General features: G+C 70.3%; 15 protein-coding genes. 5 read left to right on the top strand and 10 right to left on the bottom strand.

Annotation, left to right across the window (positions count from 1 at the left end; all coding sequences use genetic code 11):
* Nucleotides 1-319: 319 nt before the first annotated feature.
* A complete protein-coding gene (gyrA, locus tag FZO89_RS15800; protein WP_149104388.1) occupies nucleotides 320-2,914 on the bottom strand; it encodes a DNA gyrase subunit A in 2,595 nt (864 codons plus the stop codon).
* Nucleotides 2,915-3,252: 338 nt separating this feature from the next.
* Here gyrA and FZO89_RS15795 point away from each other — a divergent pair, with 338 nt between their 5' ends.
* From FZO89_RS15795 to FZO89_RS15775, 5 genes are read left to right on the top strand one after another with little or no spacing between them, the layout of a single operon-like run.
* Nucleotides 3,253-3,645 (top strand): GntR family transcriptional regulator, encoded by a 393-nt coding sequence (locus FZO89_RS15795; RefSeq protein WP_149104387.1) that lies wholly within the window; start codon nucleotides 3,253-3,255, stop codon nucleotides 3,643-3,645.
* The gene (locus FZO89_RS15790) at nucleotides 3,642-4,529 is read left to right on the top strand and encodes an ABC transporter ATP-binding protein (RefSeq protein ID WP_149104386.1); all 888 of its coding nucleotides are present in this window, start codon (nucleotides 3,642-3,644) and stop codon (nucleotides 4,527-4,529) included. Before FZO89_RS15795 ends, FZO89_RS15790 begins: the two co-directional genes overlap by 4 nt.
* The gene (locus FZO89_RS15785) at nucleotides 4,526-5,194 is read left to right on the top strand and encodes an ABC transporter permease (RefSeq protein WP_149104385.1); all 669 of its coding nucleotides are present in this window, start codon (nucleotides 4,526-4,528) and stop codon (nucleotides 5,192-5,194) included. Before FZO89_RS15790 ends, FZO89_RS15785 begins: the two co-directional genes overlap by 4 nt.
* 11 nt (nucleotides 5,195-5,205) lie before the next feature.
* The gene (locus FZO89_RS19020; RefSeq protein WP_149104384.1) at nucleotides 5,206-7,365 is read left to right on the top strand and encodes an acyltransferase family protein; all 2,160 of its coding nucleotides are present in this window, start codon (nucleotides 5,206-5,208) and stop codon (nucleotides 7,363-7,365) included.
* Nucleotides 7,362-8,159 (top strand): ABC transporter permease, encoded by a 798-nt coding sequence (locus FZO89_RS15775; RefSeq protein ID WP_149104383.1) that lies wholly within the window; start codon nucleotides 7,362-7,364, stop codon nucleotides 8,157-8,159. The genes FZO89_RS19020 and FZO89_RS15775 overlap by 4 nt, the downstream gene beginning before the upstream one ends.
* Nucleotides 8,160-8,294: 135 nt before the next feature.
* On the opposite strand, the gene mtnA is transcribed toward FZO89_RS15775, so the two are convergent.
* The 9 genes from mtnA to otsB form a co-directional block, all read right to left on the bottom strand.
* Nucleotides 8,295-9,365 (bottom strand): S-methyl-5-thioribose-1-phosphate isomerase, encoded by a 1,071-nt coding sequence (gene mtnA, locus FZO89_RS15770; protein WP_149104382.1) that lies wholly within the window; start codon nucleotides 9,363-9,365, stop codon nucleotides 8,295-8,297.
* A 44-nt stretch (nucleotides 9,366-9,409) separates the two neighbouring features.
* Nucleotides 9,410-9,988, bottom strand: a complete 579-nt coding sequence (locus tag FZO89_RS15765) for a DUF3011 domain-containing protein (protein ID WP_187471223.1) — start codon at nucleotides 9,986-9,988, stop codon at nucleotides 9,410-9,412.
* Nucleotides 9,989-10,088: 100 nt separating this feature from the next.
* Nucleotides 10,089-11,060, bottom strand: coding sequence for an EF-P lysine aminoacylase EpmA (gene epmA, locus FZO89_RS15760; RefSeq protein WP_187471240.1), 972 nt, complete (start codon nucleotides 11,058-11,060; stop codon nucleotides 10,089-10,091).
* Between the two features lie 169 nt (nucleotides 11,061-11,229).
* On the bottom strand, nucleotides 11,230-13,734 hold the full coding sequence (gene ligA / locus FZO89_RS15755; protein WP_149104380.1) for an NAD-dependent DNA ligase LigA: 2,505 nt from the start codon (nucleotides 13,732-13,734) through the stop codon (nucleotides 11,230-11,232).
* Between the two features lie 655 nt (nucleotides 13,735-14,389).
* On the bottom strand, nucleotides 14,390-15,124 hold the full coding sequence (zipA, locus tag FZO89_RS15750; protein WP_149104379.1) for a cell division protein ZipA: 735 nt from the start codon (nucleotides 15,122-15,124) through the stop codon (nucleotides 14,390-14,392).
* A gap of 28 nt (nucleotides 15,125-15,152) precedes the next feature.
* Nucleotides 15,153-18,656, bottom strand: coding sequence for a chromosome segregation protein SMC (gene smc, locus FZO89_RS15745; RefSeq protein WP_149104378.1), 3,504 nt, complete (start codon nucleotides 18,654-18,656; stop codon nucleotides 15,153-15,155).
* Nucleotides 18,657-18,827: 171 nt separating this feature from the next.
* Nucleotides 18,828-20,201 carry an alpha,alpha-trehalose-phosphate synthase (UDP-forming) gene (otsA, locus tag FZO89_RS15740; RefSeq protein ID WP_149104377.1) on the bottom strand — a complete coding sequence of 458 codons (1,374 nt, stop codon included), beginning with the start codon at nucleotides 20,199-20,201 and terminating at the stop codon, nucleotides 18,828-18,830.
* A complete protein-coding gene (locus tag FZO89_RS15735; RefSeq protein ID WP_149104376.1) occupies nucleotides 20,198-22,012 on the bottom strand; it encodes a glycoside hydrolase family 15 protein in 1,815 nt (604 codons plus the stop codon). The genes otsA and FZO89_RS15735 overlap by 4 nt, the downstream gene beginning before the upstream one ends.
* Nucleotides 21,991-22,740 carry a trehalose-phosphatase gene (otsB, locus tag FZO89_RS15730; protein ID WP_149104375.1) on the bottom strand — a complete coding sequence of 250 codons (750 nt, stop codon included), beginning with the start codon at nucleotides 22,738-22,740 and terminating at the stop codon, nucleotides 21,991-21,993. The genes FZO89_RS15735 and otsB overlap by 22 nt, the downstream gene beginning before the upstream one ends.
* Nucleotides 22,741-22,782 lie beyond the last annotated feature (42 nt).

Here is a 22,782-nt window from a genome sequence, read left to right as displayed (position 1 = left end):
AAATTACAGAGGGCGGCCCGCAAGCGCCACCGTTCCCGCTGCAGTCGTAGAACGGCGCGGGAGTGGATCAGGGGTCAGGGAGGTGGTGCGCGGCATTGCCCACCGATGGTGGAAGCCGCCTTTCCTCCCGGCCGACGCGCGACCGGCGCGCAGGCTTCGAAATCGGAAGCGCAGCGATCGCCGGGGACAAGCGCAGGCGTGACCGGGCCGCAACGCGGCGGGCCTCGTCGCCGCCCCGATGCAAAACGAACCGGATCGGGTCTCGCCGAGCGGGATCAGGCTGGCGGGGCCTCCACGCGCGAAGGCCCTGCCATGCAACTCACGCGTCCGGCCGCAAGTCCTCCGCAGCGTGGACGGCATCGGCCGTCCCCACGGCTTCGCCTTCCTCGAGCGACGCATCGACGCGCTCGATCGCCTGCAGGCTCTCGTCCGCCGCCAGCCGGATCAGGGTCACGCCCTGGGTATTGCGGCCGACCTGGGAGATCTCGCTGGCGCGCGTGCGCACCAGGGTGCCGCCGTCGGAGATCAGCAGCACCTCGTGATGGTCGGACAGCTGGATCGCGCCCACCAGCCTGCCGTTGCGCGCCGTGGTCTGCAGCGCGATCACGCCCTGGGTGCCGCGCCCCTTCTTCGGGTATTCCCCGAGCGGGGTGCGCTTGCCGTAGCCGCGCTCGCTGGCGGTGAGGACGTCGCCCGCGCCATCGACCACCACCAGGCTGCGCACTTCCTCGCCCTCGGCCAGGCGGATGCCGCGCACGCCGGTGGCGGTACGGCCCATGGCGCGCACGGACGCCTCGTCGAAACGCACCGCCTTGCCGTTGCTGGCGAACAGCATGATGTCGCGGCTGCCGTCGGTCAGCGCGGCATTCACCAGCGCGTCGCCCTCGTCGAGGTTGATCGCGATCTTGCCGCGCGCCAGCCGGTAGGCGAACTCGGTCAGCGGCGTCTTCTTCACCGTGCCGTGGCGGGTCGCGAAGAACACGAACTTGTCGGCCGCGTACTCGCGCACCGGCACCACCGCCTGCACCTTCTCGCCTTCTTCCAGCGCGATCCAGTTGATGATCGGGCGGCCACGCGCATTCGGCCCGGCGTCGGGCAGCTGGTGCACCGGCAGCCAGAACACGCGCCCGGCACTGGTGAACGTGAGCAGCGTGTCGTGGGTGTTGACCAGCCACAACTGGTCGATGAAATCCTCGTCCTTGGTCGATGCCGCGTTGCGCCCGCGTCCGCCGCGCTTCTGCGCGCGGTAGGCGGTGGCCGGCTGGCGCTTGGCGTAGCCCGCATGCGAAAGCGTGACCACCACGTCTTCCGGCGCGATCAGGTCGAGGATGTCGAGGTCCTCCTCGCTGGCGCGGATCTCGCTGCGGCGCGCGTCGCCGAACTCTTCCTTGACATTGCGCAGTTCGGTGCGGATCACCTCCAGCAGCACTTCCGGGTCCTCGAGGATCTCGATCAGGCCGCGGATGGCGTCGAGCAACTGGCGGTATTCCTCGGTCAGCTTCTCCTGCTCCAGCCCGGTCAGGCGGTGCAGGCGCATCTCCAGGATCTGCTGCGCCTGCTGCTCGGTGAGCTGGTAGCCGTCCGCGAGCAGCCCGACGCCCGCCGGCAGGTCTTCCGGACGCGAGGCCTCGGCGCCGGCCGCGCCGAGCAGGGCGCCGACCAGCCCCGGTTGCCACAGCCGCGCGAGCATGCGTTCGCGCGCGATCTGCGGATTGTCCGAGGTCTTGATCAGCTCGATCATCTCGTCGATGTTGGCGAGCGCGACCGTCAGGCCTTCGAGGATGTGGGCGCGGTTGCGCGCCTTGCGCAGTTCGAAGATCGTCCGGCGCGTGACCACCTCGCGGCGGTGGCGGACGAAGGCCTCGAGGATCTGCCGCAGGTTGAGCAGCTGCGGGCGGCCGTCGACCAGCGCCACCATGTTGATGCCGAACACCGATTCGAGCTGGGTCTGCGCGTAGAGGTTGTTGAGCACCACCTCGGCCGAGTCGCCGCGCTTGATCTCGATGTAGATGCGCATGCCGTCCTTGTCGGACTCGTCGCGCAGCTCGCTGATGCCGTCGAGCTTCTTCTCCTTCACCAGCTCGGCGATCTTCTCGATCAGCCGCGCCTTGTTCACCTGGTAGGGAATCTCGGTGACGATGATCGACTCGCGGCCGTTGTCGGCCACCTCGACGTCGCACTTGGCGCGGATGCGCACGCGGCCGCGGCCGGTGCGGTAGGCCAGATGGATGCCGCCGACGCCGTTGATGATGCCGCCGGTGGGGAAATCCGGCCCGGGGATGTATTCCATCAACCCGTCGATGTCGATGTCGGGGTTGTCGATCATCGCGATGAGCGCGTCGACCACCTCGCCCAGGTTGTGTGGCGGGATGTTGGTGGCCATGCCCACCGCGATGCCGGCCGAGCCGTTGACCAGCAGGTTCGGGAAGCGCGTCGGCATCACCGACGGCTCGAGTTCCTTCTCGTCGTAGTTGGGGGTGAAATCGACGGTTTCCTTGTCGATGTCGGCCATCAGCTCGTGGGTCAGACGCGCCATGCGCGCCTCGGTGTAGCGCATCGCCGCGGCGCTGTCGCCGTCGACCGAACCGAAGTTGCCCTGGCCGTCGACCAGCAGGTAGCGCAGCGAGAACGGCTGCGCCATGCGCACCAGGGTGTCGTACACCGACTGGTCGCCGTGCGGGTGGTATTTGCCGATCACGTCGCCGACGATGCGCGCGGACTTGTAGTACGGCTTGTTGCTGTGCGCGCCCAGCTCGTTCATCGCGTGCAGCACGCGACGGTGCACGGGCTTGAGGCCATCGCGGACGTCGGGCAGCGCGCGGCCGACGATCACGCTCATGGCGTAATCGAGGTAGCTGCGACGCATTTCGTCTTCGAGGTTGACCGGGATGATTTCCTGCGCGAGATCGGTCATCGAATTGCTTGCATCCTCGTGAAACGGGCGCCTCCGGGCGTGATCCGCGCCGGGGTCCGGAAACAGGGCGGCGGGGCCTCTCGACCCCGCCGTAGACAGTGTCCGGATGGTACCACGCGCAGCGCATGTTCGCCACTATTTTCCTGCACAGAATCAATCACTTGCGATGCAGCGGCGGGAGTTCGCGCCGGCATCTCGCGTAACCCTCGCGATGCACCTGCTGATGCGGCCGTCCGCATCCAAGCCCCATCGGGAAGACCGGGCTGGGCCGGCTCCCCTGGACTGCCATCAGGGCCCTTCCATAGCCGCGCCATCTGTGCATACACTATATGCACAGAATGAACAGCAGCATCCACATCTCGCAGACCGACGCCCGGCCGATGTACCTCCAGATCGTGGAGCAGGTCCGTGCGCGTATCGCGTCCGGCAACTGGCCGGCGGGCACGGAACTGCCGTCGATCCGGGCATTGGCCGCCGACATCAACGTCAGCGTGATCACCGTCAAGCGGGCGTACCTGGATCTGGAAGCCGAAGGCGTGATCGTCACCCGCCACGGCAAGGGGTCGTTCGTGGCGGAGAGCGGCAAGGGCAGCCCGGCGAGCGAACTGCTGGGCCGGAAACTCGACGAACACCTGCGGGCCGCTGCCGAGATCTCGCGCCAGCTCGGCCTGCCATCCGAAGAACTGCTCGCGCGCCTGCGCGCCGCCCAGCGCCCCCGGGGAACGAAATGACCGCCGAACACATCCGGATGCGTGGCGTCACCAAGGCATTCCGCTTCTTCACCCTCCAGGATATTTCTTTCGATCTCGAACCCGGGCAGGTCATGGGCCTGGTCGGCCCCAACGGTGCCGGCAAGAGCACCACGATCCGCATGGCGATGGGGCTGATGGCACCGGATGCGGGCGAGATCCGGGTGCTGGGCTGCGCCATGCCCGATGCGCAGGCGGTGGCCAAGCGCGACATCGGCTACGTCTCCGCTGCCATGCGCCTGATGCCCAATGCAACGCTGGGCCGGCACATGAGTCTGGTGTCGTCGATCTACCCCGGCTGGGATCCGGCCTACGCCGCCACCCTCCTCGGGCGCTTCAACCTGCGTCCGGAGCAGACGACGCAGACGCTCTCGCATGGCGAGCACACCAAGGCCGCCCTGCTGCTGGCACTAGCGAGGCGACCCCGCCTGCTCGTCCTCGACGAACCCACCAGCGGCCTCGACCCGGTGGCACGCCATGAACTGCTGACCGAGTTCATGGATGTCCTGCGCGACGAGAACCGCTCGATCCTGTTCTCCTCGCACAACACCCTGGACGTAGAACGCATCTCCGACCGCATCGCCTTCCTCGACCGCGGCCGGCTGCTGGGCAGCAGCGACAAGGAGGAATTCCTGGAACGCTGGCGCCGCATCCAGGTCCAGCTTCCGCCCGAAGCCGAACTGCCGGAACTGACGGACATCGTCAGCCATGTCAGCGACGGCCGGTTCCACACGCTGACCACCAACCGGTTCGACGAACGGCAGCTGGCGCAGCTGGGCACGGCTGTGCACGACGTGCAGCGCATGAGCCTGGAGGAAATCTTCATCGCCAACGTCATGCACCACCGGGAAGCCCGCGAGCAATGAACGCCATCACCCGCAAGCTCATCGCCAAGGAGCTGTACGTCCATCGCTCGATGATGCTGGTGGCGTCCGCTGCCGCCGTGTTCGCCGCCCTCGTCAGCGCGTTCGGCCGCACGGCCTTCAATGTCGGTGCGATCGCCTGGATCACCGCGGTCATCGCCGGCGGCGTCATGCTGGCCATCTACGGCATCCTCAACGAACGCAAGGAGCATTCGCTGGAGTTCGTGCTGAGCCTGCCGATCTCGATCCGCCAGTACGTCTTCGCCAAGACCTTCGGTCTGCTGCTGTGCTTCCTGGTGCCCTGGCTTGCGGCATCGGCATCCGCCGTCGCGCTGGTGCTGGCGTCGCCGGGCGTGCCCGACGGCCTCCTGCCCTACGTGATCGCGCTGTGCGGCTACCTGCTCGCCAATTTCACGGTGGTGCTGTGCGGCGCGCTGCACGCGCGCTCGGAAGGCCTCATGACCGCGGTGATCATCCTGACCAACATGTCGGTGAGCGTCTTCATGTTCGTCGTCGGCGCCCTGCCCGGGATCCGGAATCATCTGGAAAGCCCGACGCCGGTGTGGAACGGCACGGTCTTCAACGTCCTGCTGGTCGAAGCCGTCGTGATCGTCGTCGCCGTCACCCTGCCGCTGCTCACGTCCGCGCGCCGTCGCGACTTCCTCTGAAGGGGCACGCCATGCAACCTGTCGATCCGCAGCGCCTGCACGCGCTGGACGCCGTCCGCGGCTTCGCACTCCTGCTCGGCGTGGCCTTCCATGCCGCGCTGTCCTTCATGCCCGGATGGCCGCCCGGGCTCTGGGCCATGGCCGACAGTTCGCCCAGCGCGCTGCTGGGCGACGCGGCCTTCGTTTCCCATGTGTTCCGGATGACGCTGTTCTTCTTCATCGCCGGCTTCTTCGCGCGCCTGCTGCAGCACAGGCTGGGCAACGCCGCCTTCTGCAGGAACCGGCTGCTACGCATCGCCGTGCCTCTGGTGGCCGGCTGGGTGCTGCTCTATCCGCTGGTCTCGATGGTCTGGATCGCGGGCATCACCAAGGCCTTCGGCGGAAACCTGCCACCGATGCCGGAGGCGCCGAAGGTGTTCGGTGCGTTCCCGCTGATGCACCTTTGGTTCCTGTACCAGCTCCTGCAGTTCTACGCGATCGCGCTGTTGCTCGGGGCCGTGGCCGCAAGGGTCGATCCTCAGGGTAGGCTGCGCGGCGCGATGGACCGCCTGTTGTCTGCTGCACTGCGGGTGCCCGTCGTGGTGCTCCTCCTGCTTGCGGTGCCGGTCGCATCCGTGCTGATGGCGCTGCCGACCTGGTACTACTGGTCGGGTATTCCCACGCCCGACCAGAGCCTGGTTCCGCAGCTGGCGCCGCTGCTGGCTTATGGCGTCGCTTTCGCGTTCGGCTGGCTGGTGCAGCGCTCGCATACCGCGCTGGTCTCGCTGGCCAGGCACTGGCTGCCGAACCTGCTGGTCGGCGCCATCGCCGCCACCTGGATGCTGCTGAGCCTGCGTGTCTCGCCGATGGCGCCGCCGGGCCCGGCCAATCCGCTGGACCTGGTCGACGGCACCACGCTCACGAAGTCCGGCTTCGCGCTGATGCATGGCCTGGCGGCCTGGGGCCTGACGCTGGGCATCGCCGGCGCCGCGCTGCGCTTCCTCGCCGGGCACAGCCCGCTGCGCCGCTACATCGCCGACGCCTCGTACTGGGTGTACCTGGCGCACTTGCCGCTGGTCGCCGCGCTGCAGGTGTGGGTGGGGCAATGGCCACTGCACTGGAGCTTCAAGTATCCCTTCGTGCTCTTGCTGAGCCTGGCGCTGCTGTTCGCCAGCTACCACTGGCTGGTGCGGCCCACGCTGATCGGCCAGCTGCTCAACGGCCGCAGGATCGGACGCACGGATCCCACGCCCACGCCACCGTCTTCGCCCTCGCCCGCCCCGCCGCCGGGCACCGGCCGCGGCGGCAGCGAGCCGGTCGCCGCGCTGCGCGGCATCACCAAGACCTTCGGCGGCATCACGGCGCTCGACAACGTCTATCTCGAGGTCGGCAGCGGTGAACTGCTGGCCCTGCTCGGCCCCAACGGCGCCGGCAAGTCCACCGCGATCGCGCTGTGGCTGGGCCTGGTGGAAGCCGACGGCGGCGAGGTCGCCCTGCTCGGCGGCGTGCCTCAGGAAGCCGTACGACGACAGGGTCTCGGCGCCATGATGCAGGACGTCGAACTTCCGAAGGAACTGACTCCACGCGAACTGGTCGGTCTTGCCTCCAGCTATTACGTCGACCCACTGCCATTGGACGAAACGCTGCGACGTGCCGGCATCGCCACGTTCGCGGACCGGCACTACGGCAAGCTGTCGGGCGGACAGAAACGGCTGACGCAATTCGCGGTGGCCATCTGCGGACAGCCGCGCGTGCTGTTCCTCGACGAGCCCTCGGTCGGGCTGGACGTCCAGGCGCGGGAAGCGCTGTGGTCGAGCATCCGCCACCTGCTCGAGGCCGGCAGTTCCATCGTGCTCACCACGCACTACCTGGAGGAAGCCGAGGCGCTGGCCGACCGGGTCGCCGTGATCGCGAAAGGCCACCTGGTCGCCTCCGGCAGCGTGGACGACATGCGCGCGCTGGTGGCGCGTCGCCGGATCAGCTGCGAGTCGCGGCTCGGCGTCGCCGAAGTCGGCGCCTGGCCCGGCGTGCAGGACGCAAGGCGCGAGCGCGATCGCCTGCACCTGACGGCCAGCGATGCCGAGTCGGTCGTGCGGCGCCTGCTCGCAGAGGATCCGTCGCTGTCGCGGCTGGAAGTGCGCGAGGCGGGACTCAACGAAGCATTCAACGCACTCACGCGGGAGGCCGCATGAACGCCCATGTCCTCGACCAGCGCAGCGTCGCCGGGATGCCGTCGCCGCGTCAGCTGCTTGGTGCCTATCTCGAGGAGATCCGCTGCGAGGCGTTGCGGCTGCTGCGCAATCCGGGCCTTGCCTTCCCGGTGCTGGTGATGCCCGTCGCGCTGTACGCGCTCATCGCCCTGGTGGTGGCCGGCGACGCCACGGCCGACGATCCCCTGGTGGGTGTCTTCATGTTCTCCGCGTTCTCGGTCATGGCCATCAGCATGCCCGCCCTGTTCGGCATCGGTACATCGCTGGCCATGGAGCGCGAGATGGGGATGCTGCGACTCAGGCGCGCGCAACCGGCGCCCGGCGGATCCTGGCTGGTCGCGAAGATCGCCTGCGGGATCGCCTTCGGCCTGCTGGCCTACCTGCCGATCCTCGCCACGGCACTGGCCGCGGACCGCCTGCCGCTGGACGCGATGCGCATCGTCGCCATGAGCGCCGCGCTCATCGCCTCCGCCGTCCCGTTCTGCGCGATGGGGCTGATGATCGGCACCCTGTTCCGTGGCAGCTCGGCGCCCGGTTACGCGAACCTGGTCTACCTGCCCGGCTGCTACCTCTCGGGAATGTTCTTCCCGTTGCCGGCATCCATGCACTGGCAGACACCGGTGTGGCCGCAGTTCCACGTCAACCAGCTGGCCATGCACGCTGCCGGGGTCGGGAAGTTCCAGTTCGAGTCCCTGCCCATGGCGGCAGCGGGCGCGGTGGGGTTCACGGTGCTGTTCAGCGCGGTGGCGATCTGGCGGCTGGCGCGCAAAGGCTGATCCGACCGTGGCGCACGCGGTCACCGGTGGCCGCGCATCTGCTTCGTGCCGGCGCTGCCTTGCATGGCCGCGCCCGCACGTTCGGGAGACATGGAACCCGGATCATCATCCGGCTGCGCCGCAGCGGGCGCGGGCTCAATCCGGGAACATTGCCCGCATCGACGCGGCATCTGGATGCTCCACGATGCCCTTCTCGGTGACGATGGCATCGATCAGGCCGTGCGGCGTCACGTCGAACACCGGATTCCACGCAGCCACGCCTTCCGCCACGGTTCGGGTGCCGGCGATCGCGAACAGCTCGGCCGGGTCGCGTTCCTCGATCTCGATCAGTTCGCCCGACGCGGTCTCCATGTCCACCGTCGACGAAGGCGCGACGACCATGAACTTCGCGCCGTGGTGGCGGGCCGAGATCGCGAGCTGGTAGGTGCCGATCTTGTTGGCGGTGTCGCCGTTGGCGCAGATGCGGTCGGCACCGACCACCACCCACTGCACCACGCCGGTCTTCATCAGGTGTGCGGCGGCGGAATCGGCGATCAGCGTCGCCGGGATGCCGTCCTGCATCAGTTCCCATGCGGTCAGGCGTGCGCCCTGCTGCCAGGGTCGCGTCTCGCCCGCGTACACACGCTCGATGTGGCCCTGCGCGACGCCGGCGCGGATCACGCCCAGCGCGGTGCCGAAGCCGGCGGTCGCCAGCGATCCGGTGTTGCAATGGGTCAGCACGCCGCTGCCGGGCGCGATCAGCGAGGCGCCGAGCATGCCCATGTTGCGGTTCGCGGCCAGGTCTTCGGTTTCGATCGCCAGCGCCTCGGCCTCGAGCGCGGCCCGCCAGTCCATGCCCTCGCCGGCCTGCGCGCGCAGCAGGGCCGCGCGCATCCGCGCCAGCGCCCAGGCGAGGTTGACCGCGGTGGGGCGCGCGGCGTTGAGGCGCTGCAACGCCGGTTCGAGCCGTGCCGCGGCATCCGCCGCGTCCGTCACCTCGATTGCGCGGGCCGCCAGCACCGCGCCCCAGGCGGCGGAAATGCCGATCGCAGGTGCGCCGCGCACGGCCAGCGCGTGGATCGCGTCGGCGACCGCGTCGCTGCTGGCGCAGGACAGATACTCGACGACGAACGGCAGCTTGCGCTGGTCGAGGAGTTCCAGCGCCTCGCCGGTCCAGCGGATCGGGCGGATGCGGTCGTAGCGCGCGTAGTCGATGGCGTCGGTCATGGCGCAGATTCTACCGGCGCCATAACGCTCCTGACGCCCAGGGCTCAGCGTACGCGGAACTCGGCGCGGCAACCGGCATCGACCCAGATCCCGCCACGATCCCAGCCCCAGTTCTGGCCGCGCACGCAGCGCGTCTCGGAGAGCTGGCGGACGAGATCGACGCCGCGGCCGACCTGCACGTCGCAGCGGCGATGCCGCCCCCGGTCGGATTCGCAGCGCACGACCTGCCCGTAGCCGGCGCCGGGACCCGACGGATGGCCGGGCGCGTATCCGCCGCCACGGCCGGTCACGAACTCGGCGCGACACCCCTGCGTTACCCAGACGCCGCTGTTGTCCCAACCCCAGTTGCGACCCTGCACGCATGCGGTGCGCGAGAGCTGGCGGGTGATGGACACCCCGCCGCGGGTATCGACGCGGCAATGCCGGGTCCGGCCTTCGTCCGACTCGCAGCGCACGGTGGAACCCGATCCATGACCGTACCCGCCCCCCGGGTAGCCGTCGCCCGGATAGCCTCCCGCACCTGGATAGCCGCCCTCGTAGCCACCGGAGGGATAGCCATAGCCGACGCAGCCTGTGAGCAAAGCCAGGGCCGCTGCGCCCAGTCCGATCCTGATCCCGCCCATCGCGCGCCTCCCGACGTGTCCCATGCGCGTTTACAGTGCGCGCCACCATGTGAACGACCGGACAAGCGAGCGGTCTACCGGTCGCGGACCGTAGCGGGATTCAGGCACGATTGAAGTCGAACGCCAGCACGTCGGCAATCCGCGTGGTGCCGAGCATCGTCATCAGCAGCCGGTCGACGCCGAGCGCGACGCCGGCACACGCCGGCAATTCCTGGGCCATCGCGTCGAGCAGCGCATCGTCGAGCGGTGGCAGCACCGCGCCGCGTCCGGAACGCACCGCCAGGTCGCGTTCGAAGCGCTGGCGCTGTTCGGCGGCGTCGGTCAGCTCGTGATAGCCGTTGGCGAGCTCCAGCGGGCCGAGGTACAGCTCGAAGCGCTCGGCCACCTCGACATCGCCGCGCCACACCACCTTCGCCAGCGCGCACTGCGACGCGGGATAGTCGTGCAGCACCAGCAACTGGTTGGGCGGGAAGCGCGGCTGGATGCGGTGGGTCATCAGCAGGTCGAGCCAGTCGTCGCGGGTCAGGCCGGCCGGATCGATGTCGATGCCGCCCGACACGGCTCGCAGCTCGTCGATGCCGGCGGTCATCGGATCGACGCCCAGCAGGTCGCGGTACAACGCGCGGAAGCTGGTGCGCGCGACCGACGCTTCGCGCCCCACCAGCGCGAGCGCGGCCTGCACCAGCTCGACGGTCTCGTCGGCCACGCGCAGGTGGTCGTGGCCGAGGCGATACCACTCCAGCATCGTGAACTCGGGATTGTGGCGGCCGCCCGCCTCGCCGTCGCGGAACACGCGCCCGAGTTCGTAGCAGTCGCCGATGCCGGCGGCGAGCAGGCGCTTGAGCGGGAACTCGGCCGAGGTGCGCAGCCAGCGCGTGCGCGGCGCGCCGTCGGTGCGGCCGGAGAATTCCAGCGCGAACGGGGCGATGTTCGGGTCGGTGTTGCCGGCGCGAGACAACACCGGGGTTTCGACTTCGAGCACATCGCGCGCGCGGAAGAAATCGCGCACCAGACGGTTCAGGCGCGCGCGCAGTCGCAACGCGTCGATAGTGGCGGAGGGTTGCCAGCTCATCGCGGCCCCGGCGGCGTGCCACATCTGCCCGTCATTCCCGGGCAGGCGGGAATCCATGCCGCGCAGGTTGCGCGCGACCGGCAGGTGGGCATTCCCGCCAGCTGCAACGTACCTGCAGGAGTCGCGGTAACGCCGAAGCGGCACGCCAGGCGATTCCTCGCGACGCCGGTCACGCGTGCTTCGCCAGGAACGCCAGCAACTGCGCCTCGTCCCAGGTCTCGATGCCGAGTTCCTGCGCCTTGGCCAGCTTGGAGCCGGCGTTCTCGCCGGCAACGACGAGATGCGTCTTCTTCGACACGCTGCCGGCGACCCGGGCACCCAGCGCCTCGAGCCGTTCGCCCGCCTCGTCCCGGGTCATCGAGTCCAGCGTGCCGGTGAGGACCACCGACTTGCCGTCGAGCGGCCCGGCATCGCGCATGGCCCGCGCCGGCGCGGCATCGAGCAGGCGGCGCATCGCCGCGTCGGCGGAGCGCAGGGCCGCCAGCGCCTCGCCATCGGCCAAGTAGGCGGCCAGGTTCTCCGCGCCGGCGGCCGACAGTCCCGCGCCGGTCCAGCCGCTGGCATTGGCGCGCAGCAGCGCGTCGAGCGTACCGTAGGTGTCGGCCAGGCGCTCGGCGCTCTTGCCGCCGAGCTTGTCGACCGGCAGGGCCTCGAGCAGGTGCGCCAGCCCGAGCCGTTCGCGCAGCGCGGCCGAGGGCGGCGCCTCGTCGCCGAAGGCAATGCCGGCCGCGAGCAGCGCATCGACCACGGCCGCGTTGCCGGGTTGTTCGAAGAAGGTGGCGATCGAACGCCCGACCTCGGCGCCGATGTCGGGCAGCGCCTGCAACAGCACCGCGGGCGTCGTGCGGATGAAGTCGAGCGACCCGAGCCACTGCGCCAGCGATTTCGCGGTGGTCTCGCCCAGGTGCGGGATGCCCAGCGCGAACAGGAAGCGCGGCAGCGTGGTCGCCTTGCTGGCGGCGATTCCCGCGACCAGGTTCTCGGCCCAGCGCGTGGCCAGCTTGCCCGGGAGGTCCACCGCCAGGTGCCTGCGCAGGAAGGCCGCGTTCTTCCAGTCGTGCGCGTCGTCGGCAAGCAGCGCCTGCCCGCGCGGATCGAGCACCAGCGCGCCGCGGCTGTCGGCCACGGCCTCGGCCAGATCGCCTGCCGTGGCCGCGTCCAGCGCGACCTTCATCCGCACCAGGTCCTCGACCGTGAGTGCGTACAGGTCCGCCGGGGAATGGACGAAGCCGAATTCCACCAGCGCCTCGGCCTGGCGGTCGCCCAGCCCCTCGATGTCCATCGCCCGGCGCGAGGCGAAATGGCGCACCGCCTCCTTGCGCTGCGCCGGGCACGCCAGCCCGCCGCTGCAGCGCCAGGCGGCCGCGCCCTCCTCGCGCACCAGCTCCGAACCGCACACCGGGCACTGCGATGGCATCGACCATGGCGCCGCGCCCTCGGGGCGGCGCTCTTCGATCACGCGCACGATCTCGGGAATCACGTCGCCGGCGCGGCGCACGATCACCGTATCGCCCTCGCGCACGTCCAGGCGCGCGATCTGGTCGGCATTGTGCAGGGTGGCATTGGTGACGGTGACCCCCGCCACCTGCACCGGTTCCAGGCGTGCCACCGGGGTAATCGCGCCGGTACGACCGACCTGCACTTCGATCGCGCGCAGCACGGTGGCCTGCTCCTGCGCCGGATACTTGTGCGCCAGCGCCCAGCGCGGCGCGCGCGAGACGAAGCCCATCTCGCGCTGCTGGTCGTAGTCGTCGAGCTTGTAGACCACGCCGTCGATGTCGTAGGGCAGCTTGTCGCGCTGCTCGCCGATCCGGCGGAAATAGGCGAGCAGGCCATCGAGCCCCGTGGCCGTGTCGACTTCGGGTGCGACCGGGAAGCCGAACCCGCGCAACAGCTGGAGGGTCTGCGAGTGGGTCTCCGGCAAGGCCAGCCCCACCACCTCGCCCACGCCGTAGGCGAAAAAGGCCAGCGGCCGGCGGCGCGTGACGGCCGGATCGAGCTGGCGCAGCGAGCCGGCCGCGCCGTTGCGCGGATTGGCCAGCAGCTTCTCGTTGCGTTCCAGGGCGACGGCATTCCACGCCTCGAACGCCTTGCGCGGCATGTAGATCTCGCCGCGCACTTCGAGCACCGCAGGCGGGGGCGCCTTGCCGGTGCGCAGCTTCAGCGGCACCGCGCGCACCTGGCGCAGGTTGGCGGTGACGTTCTCGCCGGTGGCGCCGTCGCCGCGGGTGGCGCCCTGGACGAACACGCCATCCTCGTAGCGCAGGCTGATCGCCAGCCCGTCGAGCTTGGGCTCGACCGAGAACACCGGCGCGGTGATGCCGAGGCGCTGCTCGATCCGGCGCTCGAAGTCGGCCACTTCGGCGTAGCGGGTGCGATCGTCCGCGTCCTCCGCCACGCCAGCGGTCTCGAAGGCGTTGGCGAGCGACAGCATGGGGATGGCGTGGCGCACTTCCGGAAACCCGCCCTCCGGGCGCGTACCGACGGTGCGGGTGGGCGAGTCGTCGCTCGCCAGTTCGGGGTGCTCGGCTTCCAGCGCCTCCAGCTCGCGCATCAGCGCGTCGTACTCGGCATCCGGGATCGAGGGATCGTCGAGGACGTAGTAGCGGTGGTTGGCGTCTTCGATGCGCGCGCGCAACTTGGCGACGCGGGCGGCGGCGGCATGATCGGGCATGGGGGAATTGTAGGGCGCGCCGGTCACCACCGCGTCATGCCTCGGGGTCACTGCGGTCGGGCCTGCTTTTGACCTCGACGCTGCTCTCGCTCGTGTCCAGCGACCTGACGGGCCCCGCCGCGACCGGCAGGCCTTTGCGGCGAATGTCCCCCGGCATCGGCCTGCGGCCGACGCCTCCTCCTTGATTTCGCCGCAAAGGCCTGCCGGCCACGGCGGGACTCGGCTGACGGATGGATCTGGGAGTGCAGGATCAAGTACTCCTTCGCCTGCCCCACCTGCGAACCGACACTCTCGCAAGCCGCACGGCCGGCAGCTACGTTGCGACCACAAGGCGTATTCCAAGGGGAACAGGGTGCCGGCGTCGCCCGACGCGGGATGCGGGTGCCCTTGGGTGCGAAATCAAGGAGGAGGCGACGGCCGAAGGTCGTTGCCGGGGGACATTCGTACCCAAGGGCACCCGCACCCGGCGCCCCGCCGCAATCCGGACGACGTGCTCTTGCGGCCCGACCTGCCACCAAGCCTCGACGGCAGACGATCAACGCAACGACACGCCACCAGGACACCGTGCGAGCGCTCGCGGCTTCCGCGAGACCTGCCTGACGCGACTGCAGTCCAACGCGGAACCGCGACACCCAGCGCGGTCAGTCTGGGGCCTCTACCAGCGCGGGCTGCGCGTGACCGGCGGGGCCTCGTGCTCGCGATCCCAGGCGCGCAGTTCGTCGCGCAGGCCGGCGATGCGCTGGCGGCCGAGCGCGTTGCGCTGCTCGTCCAGCACCACGCCGTCGAGGAGTTCGGCCATGCGCTGCGCGGCCGGCAGCATCGCGTCCCAGGCATCGAGCGCGCTGACGGGCGCCGGCAGGGTCAGGAAGAACGCGATCGCCGGCGTTTCCAGCGCCTGGATCTCCGACATCTCGAAGCTGCCCGGCCGGCGGATGTTGGCGACGCTGAAGATCGGTCCGCGCTCCGGGTGGCTTTCGACCAGCCGGTGGAACACGTTCATATGGCCGTAGGTGAGCCCCGCCTTCTCCGCGGCGACCACGATGTCGGGGCCGCGCAGCACCTGCCCGGCGCGGGCGGCGATGTAGAGGGTGACGATCTTGTCGAAGTCGTCGCTGACGCGCTTGCCCAGCTCGCTGTTGGGCGAGGCCGCGCCGACCGCACCGTCGAGCAGTTCCATCTCCGCCTGCACCGATTCCTCGCCCGCCGGCGCATCGGCCAACTCGCGCTCGATCTGCGCGCCGAGCGTCGGCTCCATGCGGTCGCCCTCGCCCTGCTGTTCTCCGCGTGGCACCCGGCGGCCCTGTCCCTGGCGCGGCCGGGTGCCGAAGTACCAGATCGCCAGCAGCAGGATCAGGCCCGCCACGAGGATGCCAATGCGCAGTTCGGTCATGCCGGTCCTCCGGGGATCGTGCGGGGCCTCACGCGGCGCCGGCCAGGCGTGCGGCCTCGGCCAGGTCGACGGACACCAGGCGGCTCACGCCCGGCTCGCGCATGGTAACGCCACTGAGCTGCTGCGCGGCTTCCATGGTCGCCTTGTTGTGGGTGACGAACAGGAACTGCACGTGCTCGCTCATCTCGCCGACCATCGCGGTGAAGCGGCCGACGTTGGCTTCGTCGAGCGGCGCGTCGACCTCGTCGAGCAGGCAGAACGGCGCCGGATTGAGCCGGAAGATCGCGAACACCAGCGCCACCGCGGTCATCGCCTTCTCGCCGCCCGAGAGCAGCGAGATGTTGGACACCCGCTTGCCCGGCGGACGCGCCATGATCGCCACGCCGGTGTCGAGCAGGTCCTCGCCGGTGAGCTCGAGATAGGCGTGGCCGCCGCCGAACAGGCGCGGATAGAGTTCCTGCACGCCGGAGTTGACCCGGTCGAAGGTGTCCTTGAAGCGGCCGCGGGTCTCGCGGTCGATCTTGCGGATCGCGTCCTCGAGCGTCTCCAGCGCGGTGGTGAGGTCGGTGTCCTGCGCGTCCAGGTACTCCTTGCGCTGCGCGGCCTCGGCATGCTCGGCGATCGCGGCGAGGTTGACCGGCTCCAGCCGGCGCAGCTTGGCGTCGAAGTCGCCGACCATCTTCTCCCAGGCCGCGGCCTCGGCTTCCTCGGGCAGGCTGGCGATCACCTCGTCGAGCACGAATCCGCCCTCGGCCACGGCCGCGGTGAGCTGCCCGGCCTGGATCGCCAGCGCCTGCTGGTCGAGGCGACGCTGCGCGATCGCCTCGCGCTGGGCCAGCGCCTGTTCCTCGCGCTCGTGGCGGGTGCGCTCGAAGGCGCGCAGGTCGTCGTCGATGCCTTCCAGGGCCGAGCGCGCGGCAGCCAGGGCTTTTTCCGCGAGCACGCGCTGCTCCAGCGCGGCCTGCCGCTGCTCTTCCAGGGCCACGACCGGCGCGTCCCCGTCCGAGAGCTGCGCGGCGAGTTCGCCCAACCGCGCATCGAGCTGGCCACGCTGGCCGCCCATGCGCTGCAGCGCCTGCGCCAGGGCCACGACCTGGGCGCGCTGCGATTCGAGCGTCAGCGCCAGCGCGTGCGCGGTGTCACGCGATTCGCGCGCGGCGGCGCGGGCGGCGTCGCGCGCCTCGGCCAGCGACCGGCGCTCGGATTCCAGCGCGTTGCGCACGGACTCCAGCTCGGCCATGCGACCGATCGCGTCTTCCAGCCTCGAGCGCGCCTCGCGCGCCTGGCGGGCGCTGTCGTCGATGGTCTCGACGAGTTGCGCGAGTTCGGTCTCGATCTTCTCGATGCGGGCGCGTGCGTTGTCCACCCTGCCCTGCTGGCTCTGCAACTGGCCGGCCAGTTCGGAGACGCCCCGATGGGCCGTGTACAGCGCGCGCTGCGCGTCCTCGCGCTGCTGCTCGGCCGCCAGCAGGCGGTCGCGCCAGGCGGCGATGCCGCGTTCGAGTTCGTGTTCGCGCTGCTGCAGCCCCTCGATCGTGCCGCGCAACTGCTTGATCTCGCGCTCGCGCAACAGCGCGCCCTGCTTGGCCGCGCCCGAACGCAGTACGCGCACCCAGCCCGCGCCGAGGCGCTCGCCGTTGCGGGTGATGACCGACTCGCCCGCGTCCAGCCGCGCCTGCAGCGCGCGCGCCTCCGACAGCGATTCGGCGACGTGCAGCCGCGACAGCAGGCGGCGGATCGCAAGCGGACCCTGCACCTTCGCTGCCAGCGAGGTCGACGCGAATGCCTCGTCCCCGGCCTGCGTTGAGACCAGCGCCAGCCGGCCCTCGCCGAGGTCGCCCAGGGCATCGACCAGCGCTTCCGGCGCCTCGACCAGCACGCCCTCGATCAGCTGGCCCAGCGCGCCCTCGACCGCGTTCTCCCAGCCCGGCTCGACCACCAGTTGCTCGCCCACGCGCGCGGCCGAGTCCAGGCCCTGCCGCCGCAGCCATTCCACCGCGGCGCCCTGCTCCTGGCCGAGCGCGGCGTGCTGCAGCGTCTCCAGCGACGACAGCCGGCCGCGCGCCTCCTGCGCCTGCTTGCGCACGTCGGAAAGCTCGTTCTGGGCGTTGCGCTGCTGGTCCTGCAGTTCGAGCGCGGCCTGCTTGCGCTGTTCGAGTTCCGCGTTCAGGCCGTCGAGCGCGGCCTTCTGCTCCTCGTGGCGCAAGGCGACGGTCTCGAACGCCTCGGCCAGCGCGCCCAGGTCGAGCGCGCCGCGCTCCGCCTCGAGCTGCTGGCGGCGGCGGTCGGCGTCGAGCGACTGCCGGTCGAGATAGTCCACCCGCGTGCGCTCGACATCGCCGGCGCGCGAGGCCTCGTTCTGCTCGCGCTGGTGCGCCTCCCAGCGCTGCTGCCAGTCGGCCAGCGCTTCCTCGGCGTTGCGCAGCGCCTCCTGGCGCACCCCGTCGTCCTCGCGCAGCGCCGCCAGCTGCGGCTCGGCCTCGTCGATCGCGGCCTGCAGCGTTTCCAGCCGCGCCTGGTCGCCGCTGATGTGCGAGCCGATCTCCTCCAGCGCGTGGCGCGTTTCCTCGCGCGCCTTGTGCAGGCGCTCGGCCATCTCGCGCTGGTGCGCGATCTGCTGCTCGACGCGCGCCAGCGTGCCGCCGACCTCGTAGCTTTCGGCCTGGGCCTTGTTGAGCGCGGCGCCGGCCTCGTCGCGGCGCACGCGGCCGGTTTCCAGTTCGCGTTCGGCTTCGCGCTGCTCGGCGATCAGTTGCTGCAGCCGGGTCTCCTCCTGCGACAGGCCCTCGCGCAGCGTCTGCAGCTGCGCGTCGAGCGCGCGGTACTCCAGCGCCTTCCACTCGGCGTCGCGGATCCTGCGCTCGGCCTGGATCGCGGTGTACTGCTCGGCCTGCTTCGCCTGGCGCGCGAGGTGCTGCAGCTGCTTGCCGACCTCCTCGCGCAGGTCGCCCAGGCGGTCGAGGTTCTCGCGGGTATGGCGGATGCGGGTCTCGGTTTCCTTGCGCCGCTCCTTGTAGCGGGAGATGCCCGCGGCCTCCTCCAGATAGACGCGCAGCTCCTCGGGCTTGGCGTCGATCACCTGGCTGATCATGCCCTGCTCGATGATCGAATAGCTGCGCGGCCCCAGGCCGGTGCCGAGGAACAGGTCGGTGATGTCGCGGCGCCGGCATTTCGCGCCATTGAGGTAGTAGCCGCTCTGGCCGTCGCGGCCGACGGTGCGCTTGACCGAGATCTCGTTGAACGCCGCGTATTCGCCGGCGATGGTGTGGTCGGAGTTGTCGAAGACCAGTTCCACCGTGGCCTGCGACACCGGCTTGCGCGCGGTCGAGCCGGCGAAGATCACGTCGGTGAGCGAATCGCCGCGCAGGCGGCTGGCCGAGCTCTCGCCCATCACCCAGCGCACCGCGTCGATGATGTTCGACTTGCCGCAGCCGTTCGGGCCGACCACGCCGGTCATGTTGGTCGGCAGGTGCAGCGTGGTGGGATCGACGAAGGATTTGAAACCGGACAGCTTGATCGTGGACAGGCGCATGCGGCGTTGTGGGCCCCGGGCCGCGCCTGCGGCGCGGCGTCATTATTCTGGAAAAGGAGGAGAAATGACGCTCAAGTCATTGAACAGGCTGGGATCGTGCCGATCCCACGCCCATCCGGAAGTGGCGAGTATAACGAGCCGCCCCGGGGCCCGTCGCGGCCGTGGAACCGCTCAGCCGGCCACTTCGGCCAGCCGCTCGAGGAAGCGCCGGCACCAGACGTGGATGTCGTAGCCGGTGATCGGCCGCATCATCGACTCCCAGCGTTCGCGCCGCTCGGACAGGGGCATGGTCGAGGCGCGCGCGATCGCGTCGGCGACGCCGTCGAGGTCGTAGGGATTGACCAGCAGCGCCGCGTCCAGCTCCGCCGCCGCACCGGCCAGCATCGACAGCACCAGCGCGCCCGGGTTTTCCGGATCCTGCGCGGCCACGTACTCCTTGGCCACCAGGTTCATGCCGTCGCGCAGCGGCGTGACCAGGGCCAGCGACGCCATCCGGTAGAAGCCGGTGAGCGTGGCATGCGCGAAGTTGCGGTTGACGTAGCGCAGCGGCGTCCAGTCCGGCTCGGCGTGGGTGCCGTTGATGTGCCCGGCCAGGCCCTCGAGCTGGTCGCGCAGGTGCTGGTACTCGGCCACGTCGCCACGCGAGACCGGCGCGATCTGCAGGAAGGTCAGGCGCCCGCGTTCGGCCGGATGGCGCTCGATGTAGCGGCCGAAGGCGCGGAAGCGCTCTGGAAGCCCCTTCGAATAGTCGAGCCGGTCCACCCCGATCGCCAGCTGGCGCCCGCTCAGGCTCTCGCGCAGCGCGCGCACCGCGGGCTTGCCGACGGCCGCCGCCGACTGCTCGGCGATGCGCGCGGCATCGATCCCGATCGGGAACGCGCCCACCGCGACGGTGCCGCCGCCGGGCAGTTTCACCGTGCCGTCGGGGGTGACCGTCGCGCCGCCGTAGATGCGCGCGTAGGTGCGGAAGCGGTCGGCGTCGCGGGTGGTCTGGAATCCGACCAGGTCGTAGGCGTAGAGCGTGCCGAACAGGCGCCCGTGCTCGGGCAGCGCCCCCAGCAGGTCAGCCGACGGCATCGGCACGTGCAGGAAGAAGCCGATCCTGCAGCCGATGCCACGCTCGCGCAGCAGCGCCGCCAGCGGGATCAGGTGGTAGTCGTGGATCCAGACCTCGTCGCTGTCGCGCAGCAGCGGCGCCAGCCGGTCGGCGAACAGGGCGTTGACCCGCCGGTAGCCGGCGCGGGTTTCGCGCGCGTAGTCGACCAGGTCCAGGCGCGAGTGCAGCAGCGGCCAGAGCGTGCGGTTGGCGAAGCCGTTGTAGTAGGCATCGTGGTCGGGCCGGTCCAGGTCCATGGTGACGTAGCGCACCTCGCCCTCGGCCTGCTCGTGCAGGCGGCCGCTGTCCTCGCGCACCACCTTGCCGCTCCAGCCGAACCACAGGCCGCCACGCGTGCCCAGCGCGGCCTCCAGGCCGACCGCGAGTCCGCCCGCGCGGGCCTCGCCGGGCACCGCGACGCGGTTGGACACCACCACCAGCCGGCTCACGACGCCTCCTGCCAGCTGCGCGAGAGCCGGGTCGCGGCGATGATCAGGCCCACGTGCGAATAGGTCTGCGGGAAATTGCCCCAGGCCTCGCCGTCCTCGAACGACAGGTCCTCGGACAGCAGGCCCAGGTGGTTGCGACGCGCCAGCAACCGTTCGAACATCGCCCGGGCCTCGTCGCTGCGGCCGGTCGCGGCCAGCGCGTCGATGTACCAGAAGGTGCAGATGGTGAAGCTGGTCTCGGGTTCGCCGAAATCGTCCGGCGCGATGTAGCGGAACAGCGCGTCGCCGCGCCGCAGGTCGCGGCCGATCGCGTCGACGGTGGCGATGTATCGCGGGTCGTCGGGCGCGAGGAACCCGATGTCCGCCAGCAGCAGCAGCGAGGCGTCGAGATAGTCGCTGTCGAACGAGGCGCTGAAGTGGTCGGCCTCCGGGCGCCATGCGCGCTCGATCACGGTGGCGTGGATCGTGTCTGCGCGCGACCGCCAGTACGTGGCGCGCTCCTCCAGCGTGAGCACCCCGGCGATCTTGGCCAGGCGGTCGCAGGCCGCCCAGCACATCGCCGCGGTGTAGGTATGGACCTCGGCGCGGCCGCGGAACTCCCAGAGCCCGGCGTCGGGCTGGTCGTGCAGCGCGAAGGCGTGCTCGCCCAGCGGCTCGAGCCGGGCGAACGCCGCGGCATCGCCCGGGTGCGCCAGGCGCTGGTCGAAGAACAGCTGGGTCGAGGCCAGCACCACGCTGCCGTAGACGTCGTGCTGCTTCTGCACCCAGGCCAGGTTGCCGCGCCGCACCGGGCCCATCCCGCGGTAGCCGGCAAGCGATTCGACCTCGTGCTCCTCGAGCTTCTCCTCGAAGCCGATGCCGTACAGCGGCTGCAGGCTGCCGTCGTGGGTGGCGATGTTGAAGATGTAGCGCAGGAACTCCTCCATGCTGCGGGTCGCGCCCAGCCGGTTGAGCGCGCGCACCACGAAGGCCGCGTCGCGCAGCCAGCAGTAGCGGTAGTCCCAGTTGCGCGGGGTATCGGGCGCCTCCGGGATCGAGGTGGTCATGGCCGCGATGATCGCGCCGCTGTCCTCGTACTGGCACAGCTTGAGCGTGATCGCGCTGCGGATCACCGCTTCCTGCCAGTCCAGCGGGATCGACAGGTAGCGCACCCATTCGCGCCAGTAGTGTTCGGTGCGGCCGAGCGCTTCCTCGACGTAGCCGGAGAGCGAGCGCAGCAGCGATTCGTCCGGGCCGAACACCAGGTGCACCGGTTCGCCAAGCACGAACGGCGTGCCTTCGCGCACGAAGCGGATCGGCACGTCGGTGGTCAGTCGCAGGGTGTAGCCCGGCAGCATCCAGCGCACGTGGTTGCTGCCCCAGGTCGACTCCGGCAGGCGCGCGCCCCAGTCGGCGAGCGGACGCGCGCGGACGCGGATGCGCGGCGTGCCGGCGAGCGGCGTGATCCGGCGGATGATCGAGACCGGGCGGTAGATGCGGCTGTTCTGCTTCCAGCGCGGGGCCAGGTCCAGCACTTCGACCGCGCCACCGTGGCGGTCGTGCAGCACCGTGCGCAGGATCGCGGTGTTGGTGACGTAGTGCTGTTCGCTGCGCTCGTAGTCCTCGAGTTCGACCGCCAGGTCACCGCCTTCGTGGTCGCGCGGCGACAGCAGGGCGCAGAACGCGGGATCGCCATCGAAGGCGGGCAGGCAGCTCCATACCACCCGGGCCTGGCGATCGATCAGCGCGCCGAAGCTGCCGTTGCCGATCACCCCCAGGTCGAGCGATGGCCGCACGTCGCCACCGCCGCTCACCGGGCCACCCCCAGCCATTCGAACACCGCGCCGATGTCCGCCAGCCGGTGCCCGGCGCGTGTGACCTCGCGATCGCCCACCAGCACGCTGATGCCGCCGTGGGCGTTGACGATGCCGAAGCCGTGCTCGTCGGTCAGGTCGTCGCCCACGAACGCCGGGGTACGCCCCCGGAACGGCGGTTCCGACAGGAACGCCTCGATCGCGGCGCCCTTGTCCGCGTGCTGCGGCCGCAGCTCGACCACGTGGTCGCCCGGCTGCAGGTGGTAGCCGGGCAGGCGCGTCAACGCCTGCATCGCGAACGCCTGCAGGTCGGCCGCGGCCTCGGGCATCGCCCGCCAGTGCAACGCCATCGCCTCTCCCTTGTCTTCCAGCAACGCCTGCGGATACCGCGTGAGCAGGGTCTTGGCCTGCATCTTCACCGCCTGCAGCGCCATCGGCGGGTTCTCCGGTGCCGGGACCGGTTCGTCCGCTGCCCGACGCTGCAGGCCGTGTAGCCCGGCTGCGGCGAACCGCCGGGGCGCGAACAGGCGGTCGAGGGTCTCGATGCGCCGGCCGCTGACCAGTGCCAGGGCACCGCCCAGCGATTCCGAGAGCAGGGCCAGGCGATCGACCAGGCGGGGCGGTACGCGCACCTGCTCGGGATGGTCGGCGAATGCCACCAGCGTGCCGTCGACGTCGAGGAACAACGCCCATCGGTCGGACAGCGGTGGAGGCGGCGGCAGGGTGGGAGCGCCGTCGTAGGTCATGGCGACATGATGGCCCGGATCGCGCCTACGCGCCATGAAGGC

This window comes from Luteimonas viscosa (genome assembly GCF_008244685.1).
Classification (GTDB): domain Bacteria; phylum Pseudomonadota; class Gammaproteobacteria; order Xanthomonadales; family Xanthomonadaceae; genus Luteimonas; species Luteimonas viscosa.
The sequence above is the reverse complement of the archived record's forward strand: the minus strand, read 5'-3'. Positions and strand labels throughout refer to the sequence as shown.

What these genes read in the sequence shown, in the direction of transcription:
- mtnA (WP_149104382.1), bottom strand. Translation starts at nt 9,365, where the DNA reads ATGACCGACGCCATCGACTACGCGCGCTACGACCGCATCCGCCCGATC.
- FZO89_RS15775 (WP_149104383.1), top strand. Translation starts at nt 7,362, where the DNA reads ATGAACGCCCATGTCCTCGACCAGCGCAGCGTCGCCGGGATGCCGTCG.
- smc (WP_149104378.1), bottom strand. Translation starts at nt 18,656, where the DNA reads ATGCGCCTGTCCACGATCAAGCTGTCCGGTTTCAAATCCTTCGTCGAT.
- FZO89_RS15790 (WP_149104386.1), top strand. Translation starts at nt 3,642, where the DNA reads ATGACCGCCGAACACATCCGGATGCGTGGCGTCACCAAGGCATTCCGC.
- FZO89_RS15795 (WP_149104387.1), top strand. Translation starts at nt 3,253, where the DNA reads ATGAACAGCAGCATCCACATCTCGCAGACCGACGCCCGGCCGATGTAC.
- zipA (WP_149104379.1), bottom strand. Translation starts at nt 15,124, where the DNA reads ATGACCGAACTGCGCATTGGCATCCTCGTGGCGGGCCTGATCCTGCTG.
- FZO89_RS15735 (WP_149104376.1), bottom strand. Translation starts at nt 22,012, where the DNA reads ATGGCTGGGGGTGGCCCGGTGAGCGGCGGTGGCGACGTGCGGCCATCG.
- gyrA (WP_149104388.1), bottom strand. Translation starts at nt 2,914, where the DNA reads ATGACCGATCTCGCGCAGGAAATCATCCCGGTCAACCTCGAAGACGAA.
- ligA (WP_149104380.1), bottom strand. Translation starts at nt 13,734, where the DNA reads ATGCCCGATCATGCCGCCGCCGCCCGCGTCGCCAAGTTGCGCGCGCGC.
- FZO89_RS19020 (WP_149104384.1), top strand. Translation starts at nt 5,206, where the DNA reads ATGCAACCTGTCGATCCGCAGCGCCTGCACGCGCTGGACGCCGTCCGC.
- FZO89_RS15765 (WP_187471223.1), bottom strand. Translation starts at nt 9,988, where the DNA reads ATGGGCGGGATCAGGATCGGACTGGGCGCAGCGGCCCTGGCTTTGCTC.
- otsB (WP_149104375.1), bottom strand. Translation starts at nt 22,740, where the DNA reads ATGACCTACGACGGCGCTCCCACCCTGCCGCCGCCTCCACCGCTGTCC.
- epmA (WP_187471240.1), bottom strand. Translation starts at nt 11,060, where the DNA reads ATGAGCTGGCAACCCTCCGCCACTATCGACGCGTTGCGACTGCGCGCG.
- FZO89_RS15785 (WP_149104385.1), top strand. Translation starts at nt 4,526, where the DNA reads ATGAACGCCATCACCCGCAAGCTCATCGCCAAGGAGCTGTACGTCCAT.